The 7225-nt window shown below is 59.8% G+C and carries 10 protein-coding genes and 1 pseudogene; 6 read left to right on the top strand and 5 right to left on the bottom strand.

Going from position 1 to position 7225, the window contains the following annotated elements; genetic code table 11:
- A pseudogene (locus RMO15_RS20390) lies at positions 1-259 on the top strand (hypothetical protein); the annotation flags it as partial.
- Between the two features lie 114 nt (positions 260-373).
- On the opposite strand, the gene RMO15_RS20385 reads toward RMO15_RS20390, so the two are convergent.
- Both RMO15_RS20385 and RMO15_RS20380 read right to left on the bottom strand, forming a co-directional pair.
- Positions 374-829 (bottom strand): helix-turn-helix transcriptional regulator, encoded by a 456-nt coding sequence (locus tag RMO15_RS20385; RefSeq protein WP_309716187.1) that lies wholly within the window; start codon positions 827-829, stop codon positions 374-376.
- Between the two features lie 4 nt (positions 830-833).
- Complete coding sequence (locus RMO15_RS20380; protein ID WP_309716184.1) at positions 834-1193, bottom strand: hypothetical protein; 360 nt, start codon at positions 1191-1193, stop codon at positions 834-836.
- Positions 1194-1275: 82 nt separating this feature from the next.
- Here RMO15_RS20380 and RMO15_RS20375 point away from each other — a divergent pair, with 82 nt between their 5' ends.
- The 4 genes from RMO15_RS20375 to RMO15_RS20360 all read left to right on the top strand — a co-directional run bounded on the left by RMO15_RS20375 (position 1276) and on the right by RMO15_RS20360 (position 2917).
- Complete coding sequence (locus tag RMO15_RS20375; protein ID WP_309716180.1) at positions 1276-1572, top strand: hypothetical protein; 297 nt, start codon at positions 1276-1278, stop codon at positions 1570-1572.
- Between the two features lie 55 nt (positions 1573-1627).
- Positions 1628-2239, top strand: a complete 612-nt coding sequence (locus tag RMO15_RS20370) for a DUF6088 family protein (protein WP_309716177.1) — start codon at positions 1628-1630, stop codon at positions 2237-2239.
- Complete coding sequence (locus RMO15_RS20365) at positions 2236-2493, top strand: hypothetical protein (protein ID WP_309716174.1); 258 nt, start codon at positions 2236-2238, stop codon at positions 2491-2493. The genes RMO15_RS20370 and RMO15_RS20365 overlap by 4 nt, the downstream gene beginning before the upstream one ends.
- 64 nt (positions 2494-2557) lie before the next feature.
- Positions 2558-2917 (top strand): hypothetical protein, encoded by a 360-nt coding sequence (locus tag RMO15_RS20360; RefSeq protein ID WP_309716172.1) that lies wholly within the window; start codon positions 2558-2560, stop codon positions 2915-2917.
- Positions 2918-3225: 308 nt separating this feature from the next.
- Here RMO15_RS20360 and RMO15_RS20355 read toward each other — a convergent pair whose 3' ends face one another.
- The gene (locus tag RMO15_RS20355) at positions 3226-3669 is read right to left on the bottom strand and encodes a hypothetical protein (protein ID WP_309716169.1); all 444 of its coding nucleotides are present in this window, start codon (positions 3667-3669) and stop codon (positions 3226-3228) included.
- Positions 3659-4756, bottom strand: coding sequence for a hypothetical protein (locus RMO15_RS20350; RefSeq protein ID WP_309716167.1), 1098 nt, complete (start codon positions 4754-4756; stop codon positions 3659-3661). The genes RMO15_RS20355 and RMO15_RS20350 overlap by 11 nt, the downstream gene beginning before the upstream one ends.
- Positions 4757-4984: 228 nt before the next feature.
- Between RMO15_RS20350 and RMO15_RS20345 the strand changes: the two genes are divergently transcribed.
- Positions 4985-5911: a hypothetical protein gene (locus RMO15_RS20345; RefSeq protein WP_309716163.1), complete on the top strand. Its 927-nt coding sequence runs from the start codon at positions 4985-4987 to the stop codon at positions 5909-5911.
- 128 nt (positions 5912-6039) lie between these two features.
- On the opposite strand, the gene RMO15_RS20340 is transcribed toward RMO15_RS20345, so the two are convergent.
- Positions 6040-7225 (bottom strand): asparagine synthase-related protein (locus tag RMO15_RS20340; protein ID WP_309716160.1); only part of this gene is annotated, 1186 nt, incomplete at its 5' end.

Below are 7225 nucleotides of genomic sequence, written 5' to 3'. Positions count from 1 at the left end.
GGTGATTGAAGGGGCTTGCCGTCATCTTGTCAAGGATCGTTTTGAGCTTTCCGGGATGCATTGGCGCGTTGCTGGTGCCGAATCGTTATTGCGGCTTCGTTGTGTGGCCGAGAATCAGGACTGGGAACCTTTCCATTGTTTTCGTCGTGAACGGGAACAAACTCGGCTTTATGGGACATGTTCTGCTTGGGATTCTCCCTGCATTGAGAGAGCAGACCTAAAAATGAAGAAGCCACAAGTGGGGTACAAAGTGGCATGAAGGGCCCTTCAACCAAAATGAGTCACACCCAAATGATACCCACACGCGTTCTGGGGCGCTCCGCAGTACTCGCAGCGAAAATCAGCTAGCGCTTCAATTCGAGTACGCAGGCGACTACGACGCAACGCTACTGCCCAACACTTCCGGCTTGAGGCGCTGTTGCTGCTGCGACAAAAGGCGAGCGTTGGTCAACATGACCTCTTCGGCTTCTCGGACGAGAGTGCGTAGCTCCTCACGCTCAAGAGCAGTCAGCTCGCCTTGGTTATTCTTTCCCATCAGCGTGTCTAGGCGTGCTTGACTCTGAGGTGCGAGCGTGTGTAGCATCTGAGACTCCTCCTGAAAGATGATCCAATCGGAGAGGCGCACTGAGAACACGGAGCAAATCGCTCCTGCCACGCGCATATCGAGGCGGTCTACGGGCTGTGTGTCATCGCTCAAACGGTAGAGGCTTTTCAGGTTCACACTCAAGCCCTGGGTGCGAATGCGCCGGTGCAGCTCTGGCACCGAGATCTCCTGCTGTTTGAGAAGCCGCTTCAGGTAGGAATAGGCATGCATTTGGTTGCTCTCCACAAGGCTATTTTACCACCTGGAGACAAGCAAAGGCCGTTTTGACTTGCTCATAAGAGATAGGCGAGAAGTCATGGCAGTCCACCCCGGCATCCATTGAGTAGCCAGCGTCGGGGAGCGAGCCGTGGGAGTGGCCGTACAGATGCCACGAGCCATGATATGCGTTTCGCCAAACGCGAAACGCATAATGGCACAGAACGATGAGCTGCTTTCCACTTGGCGCATCGGCATCTTCGACCTTCAGCTCGTAGTAGTCCTTGACCCAGCCGAAGCTCTCCTTCATCCGGTCCGCCGTCTTGTCGTGGCCGAAGTGGTGATCTGAGGTGAACCACAGGCGCGACGAGGGCGAGGAAAGCGATTCGGACATACCGCTTTATACGCCAGATTCGCCCTGTCGCTAAATCACTGCCGATGACTTCAGTCGGGCGAGGCGGTAAAATACCTTCACTATGCCCGCAACGATGATCGCCGAAGCGGATCTCCTGAAGCGCATCGAGGCCGCGGTGCCCCTCGCTGCCCTTCAGCGCCGTAAAGCCCTCAAAGCTGCCCAAGCACAGCGTGAGCTCACCGCCGAAGAACACGACGAGTTTGCTCAGCTCACCGATGAGATCGAGCTTGCAGAAGCGGGGCGCATTGATCTTCTCTCCGAGCTCGCCGCCCTGCGTGGAACCACACTCCCCGAAGTCGCTCGCCAGCTTGGCCTTGGCCGCCCTTCATCACCGCTGAGGCTAATCTCTAATTCGTGAAGGAAATGTCAGAAACTAATTGCTTTTTTTCTGACATACACCTATAATCAAAACTGTGGCAGCAACTATTTCAAGCAAGATTGAGCGGCGCATTCAGAAGCAGGGAGAGGGATGGGTCTTCGCGGCCCAGGACTTCCTCGACCTGGGGAGCCGTGCCGCTGTGGATCAGACACTCTCACGCCTCGCACGGGAGGGGGAGATCCGCCGTGTTGGGCGAGGGCTCTACGATCTGCCGCGTACCAGTACGCTATTGGGAACGCTGGTTCCACCCGCCCAGGAGCGTATCGCCGAGGCGCTGGAGCGCAAGACAGGCAGCCGACTTCAGAGCAGCGGGGCAGTCGCGGCTAACGCCCTTGGGCTTTCCACGCAGGTGCCCGCAAAGATCGTCTATCTCACCGATGGGGCGTCCCGGAAGCTCAAGGTGGGAGGCCAGACCATCGAGCTACGCCACGCAGAACCTCGGCGGCTCACGGAGCAGGGAGGCAAGGTCGCCACGATCCTTGAAGCCCTACGCTATCTTGGCCCCACAGGCATTGACGACCACGAGCTCACCCGGCTTCGTGCCCTCCTCACCCGCCGAGATCGCGCTACCCTACGCCGAAGCCGCGCCACAGCACCTACTTGGCTTCTGCCGCACATAGACCGACTCTTGGAGAACCTCGCTTGAACCGAATCGCCCGTGCCCTGGCCTTGGATCTTCTGGCCCGCGTCGCCGAGCACAAAGAGTTCTTCTACCGCAGCTCCTGGTCGCGCTACGATCTGGCCGTTCCGGGTACGCTGCGCCTGCTCCCGCCGCCTGAGCGCCTGCCTGACCTGAGAAGCGACTACGACCGAATGGGAGACATGTTCTTCGCTGTGCCGCCGACCTTCGATAGCCTGCTGGAGAGTCTAAGTGAGCTGGAAATCCGCCTGAACTCGTAGCATGTCCCACTGGCCACCAAAGCCACTATCAACGGCCACCAAGCTACGGTAAAATAAAGGCACTATGGCAACCACCATCACACTGACAGGCGAACTTGAAACCCGCTACCGTGCCGATGCCCAGCGCGAGGGGATCGCCGTCGAGACCCTTGCCACCCGCCGCCTGGAAGAGGGCGTTCTCTTGGAGCGTATCTTCCATAGCTTCCCCCCTGACGAAACGCGCGAATTCCGCTCTCTGGTTGCCAAGCGTGGCGCGGGCACTCTCTCCAATATTGAAGGGGAGCGCCTCACCGCCCTTGCCCGACTGCGTGAGGAGCACAACGCCCCGCGCTTTGCGGACATTCTGGCCCTAGCCAAACTGCGTGGGGTTCGCTACCGTGCCCTCATGAACGAGCTTGGTATACGTCCGGCTCGGATTGTCTGAGACGTGCGCCGTCACTTGCCCAAGCGAAGCCGTGAGGAGATCTTGCGTCGTTCCCACCGCCGCTGCGAGTACTGCCTCACTCCGACTACCTGCCTCGCCGCGACAACTGGCGCGAGCACTTTCGATGGAACGAGGACTTCACTGAGCTGGTCGGCCTCACCCCCACGGGGCGCGCAACCATCGCCCGCCTTGATTTGAATCGCCCTGGAGTTGTGACCCTCCGCCGCCTCATGCTGGGAACCAAGGACATCCGCCAGCCTGGACACTGCCAGAAAACGAGTAGTGCCCAACGGCCACCAAACGGCCTATCACTGGCCACCAAGGTTCTCCAAACCAAGGTATTCCGCGACCGCATTTCGTGCCTCCAGCCAGCTCCGGCAGACCACGAACCGGAATCCTAGCGGCTCCAGTGCATCACGAAATGCCACCTGCTCGTTAGTCAATCCGTTGCGCCCTGCCTTCAGCTCGATGTACAACCCGTGACACCCCGACGTCGGCACCGGAACGAACACATCCCACACCCCGGCGGTCAGACCAAGCTCTACAGCTTCGCCTCCACGTTTCGGCCCTAGCCACAACCCGTTCGGAATCGCATGCACCCACCGCAGCTCCGGGAACTGCCGTGCGTGAAGCCGAAGCCAGACAAAAAACGCCCGTTGCTCCTGGGCCTCTACCTCTGCACGAGGCTTGCGTGGCCGGATAATTGCCATGCCCTTCAGGCAGAGCTGCCCGTCTCGTCGCTTACCCGGCATCGCTGGCTCCCAGGGCTTCAGCCCGCTCTCTCGCCAGCCGCTTTGCACGCATCACGACCGGGAGCGAGTCCACGCCGCGCCGCCGTACAAGCGCCTTCTCCGCCTCGCTGGCTGTCTCCAAAGCATCGGTGAGCGCCAGAGCCAGACACTCCGCTCGCTGATCCTCCGAAAGCGCATCCCAAGCCATCGTCGTTGAATCAGACTCCAAAAGCCGTGGTGCCGTCTCAGTGCGCATCTGGGCTGGTGCAACGATGATCCTCTGTGGCCGTTCCCCCAAGTCAGAGGCATGATTCGACGGCGGCGCGGGCGCGAGCCACCCGGCACGTATCGCCGTAAAGAGAAGCGCGGGCAGGCTCCGCACTTCGTGCGAGGCCGCGTAAGCCCGTGCTGCCTTCACGGCGCTCCTCACCGCATCCAAAGGCTTCTCCCCGACCGCTCTACGAGCGGCACTCCGATCCAATCCCGCTTCTACAGCCACGGTGACGGCTTCGCTATCTGGCTCTGGAACCTCCGCAGGAGAGACAACAACACCTGCGAGCTGGGGGCCTGTTACAGTTGTCGTCTTCTGCGCTTGACGCTCTTTATAAGGAAAGGGCCGCGCAATTGTCCGCGCAGAGACCGCGCAATTCTTAGCCTGAGAACGTTGAGGAGCATACCATTTTCCAAGACTCCGGAGCAGCTCGCGGCACTTCGACCGGATCTCGCCAGCCCACTGCTTCATTCCGACAATTGCGCGGGCCAGAGCCTCCCAACCCGCCGCCAGAAGATCCTCCACGGTAACCAAAGGGACAATAGTGCGCTGACCAAAGGCATCGAAGTCGCGGCGGAGTATTCCGCACTCTTCCAGATGGGCCAGGCCGCGCCGGATGGTTGCCACATCACACTTGAGGCCCATGGTCGGATTGCTGGCAAAGAACTCGTTGGAGGCATGGCAGCCACCCGCCTCGTGCTGCCAGAGGATGTTTCGCATCAGCACAGCAATACGTTTATCTCGGTCAGAGCGAGCTTCCAGGAGCCGCCAGGTGCGATCTGGCGGCATATCAAAGAGAGTGAGTTGGCTAGGGGCATCAAGTTTGAGAGCGACCACGGCTACCTTTCAGTGGTAGCTCAAACTCAGTCATTGAGGGCATCCTGAGCCCGATAGGGTTTAGACTTTCACGGTCGAAATCGCCCTTGATCTTGATAGCGTGGGTAGAGAAGTCAGCGTTGATCGTACCTCCCTCCTTTATCCATTTTTCCCACAGCAGGCACGTCCAATCGGATTTTCTCTGCAAAGCCTGGAAATAACTGGGTACAATAGCCCTGGAGAGTAGTCATGAAAAAAATAGGCGTTTTGTATGGCCGAGAGAACACATTTCCCGGCGCACTGGTAGCCAAGATCAATGAGCTTGGTGGAGGCACGATTCAAGCGGAGAGCCTGAGTCTCGGGGCGATCACGATGGAGCAGGTCTATGACTACCGCGTGATTGTGGATCGGATCTCGCAGGATGTCCCGTTCTACCGCGCAGTGCTCAAACACGCCGTAATGCAGGGCGTCACGGTGATCAACAACCCGTTCTGGTGGACCGCCGACGACAAGTTCTTCAACTACGCACTGGCTCATAAGCTCGGAGTCGCGATCCCGAAGACCGCGCTCCTGCCCCACAAGCAGCACCCGCCGGATATCTCGGCGCAGTCGCTCCGCAACTTACTCTACCCGCTCAACTTCGAGGAGATTTTTACCTACATCGGCTTTCCCGCGTTTTTGAAGCCCTACTCGGGTGGCGGCTGGAAGCATGTTTATAAAGTGCACTCCCCCGAGGAGTTCTTCGCCGCCTACGATCAGACCGGCGATATGTGTATGACCCTACAGTCGAGTGTTGAGTTCACGGACTACTTTCGCTGCTATGTGATTGGCAAGAAAAACGTCCATATCATGCGCTACGACCCACGCCTGCCCCACGAGCGTCGCTACGTCCAAGACGGCCCGCCGCTCGATCCCGCGATGGAGGAGCGCCTCACCGCCGACTGTCTCAAGATCTGCAACGCTCTGGGCTACGACATGAACACGGTGGAGTTTGCGGTACAAGATGGCATCCCCTACGCCATTGACTTCCTCAACCCCGCTCCCGATGCCGACTACGACTCGGTGGGGCCGGAGAACTTCACCTGGATCGTGAACGCGATGGCGGAGCTAGCGATTGAAGAGGCAAACAAGAAGGTCACCAAATCCAAGGACTACCGCTGGTCGAAGTTTTTATAACCTCTCCCCGCGCCTTAGCGCACGACCCTCTCCGGCTTTCGCTCGTTCCTCGCTGCGAAGAGGGTTTGGGTGGCATGTCCCCCTTCGCTTGCCGGAGGGGGATACGGTTCTGTCGCCGAGGGGGAGGCTTACTGCAAGAGCGGCTCAAGCACTCCGGGCACGAAGTTACCGGAGAGTTGCTCCTGCTCCTCCCAGGCGGCACGGAGCTTTTCTTCCCACTGGCGCAGGAATATCTGGCGGCACCAGGCTTTACTCACGCGCCAGGCTTTGTAATACGAGTTGTTCTCTGTATCGCCTGCGACAGCGGCGCGGGCACCATCTTGGAAGCGGCGCTTGATCGAGACGGGTATCTCGATTCCGGTGACGTCCTTCACGCCCGAGGCGACGAGCTCGCCCTTGAGGCTGTAGAGGCGCTCCAGGGAGCCATTGAGAATCGTGGGGAAGGGAATGGCGACGGCTTTTGCCATTACGGAGCGCACGGTGAACGGGGAGAACGCCGTGAAGCCGTAGCGCTGGGCGGGGGCAAACGTGCGGATGTAGGCGCGGGAGAGGCCGCCGGAGTAAGTGGCGCTGTGCTTGATCGCGTCAATCCCCCAGCCTTCCTGGTAGAGCAGTGGGTTGCGCAAGATCGAGCTGAGCGTGAGATCGGAGTCCTCCAGCGGGTAGCTCTTGGCGTTCTCATCGCCGCCGTCTCCGTCCATGAAGTAGAGCAATTCCGGGTAGCGCTTGCGGACGGCTTTGAGCAGTGCGATTCCGGCGGCGGCACACTCCACATCGAGGGGATGGTAGTCCTCGATACAGGTAATCGCCTCACGCAGGTTGTACTCGGAGGCGGGCATAGTGACACGCTCCCAGGTGTGGGCAATTCCCAGATCCGTGACGATCTTCTCGGCCTGAACCGCATCCGCTCCCTTGCCCTCGTGCAGGTCTAGGGTAAAGCAACGAACCAAGTCCGGGCTGCGGCCCAGCTCCGACATCGCCTTTCGCGCAAGTAGCAAGACACTCGTGCTATCAATGCCCCCCGAGAACGCGATCCCGACTTGAGCCTCACTTGGCAGAGTTGCGAGCCAGCCTTTGGTCGCCTCGTACGCCGCCGTCAGGTAGGCCGCGCCCAGCGCCTCGATGTCCTCGCCGCCCATTGCAACCTCCGGCTCCCAGAAGCGCGTGTAGAGCGGGGCGGGATCGGGGCAGCCGATCTGCTCGATCTCCGTGAGGTAGTGTGCGGGCACCATCCGGGTGTAGGTCGGGTCGAACTGCCAGCCGATCTTCTGGCTCACGCACCAGTCGTAGATCGTGTCCATGCGGTCGGCGGTG

Source organism: Armatimonas sp. (assembly GCF_031410135.1).
GTDB lineage: Bacteria > Armatimonadota > Armatimonadia > Armatimonadales > Armatimonadaceae > Armatimonas.
The sequence above is the reverse complement of the archived record's forward strand: the minus strand, read 5'-3'. Positions and strand labels throughout refer to the sequence as shown.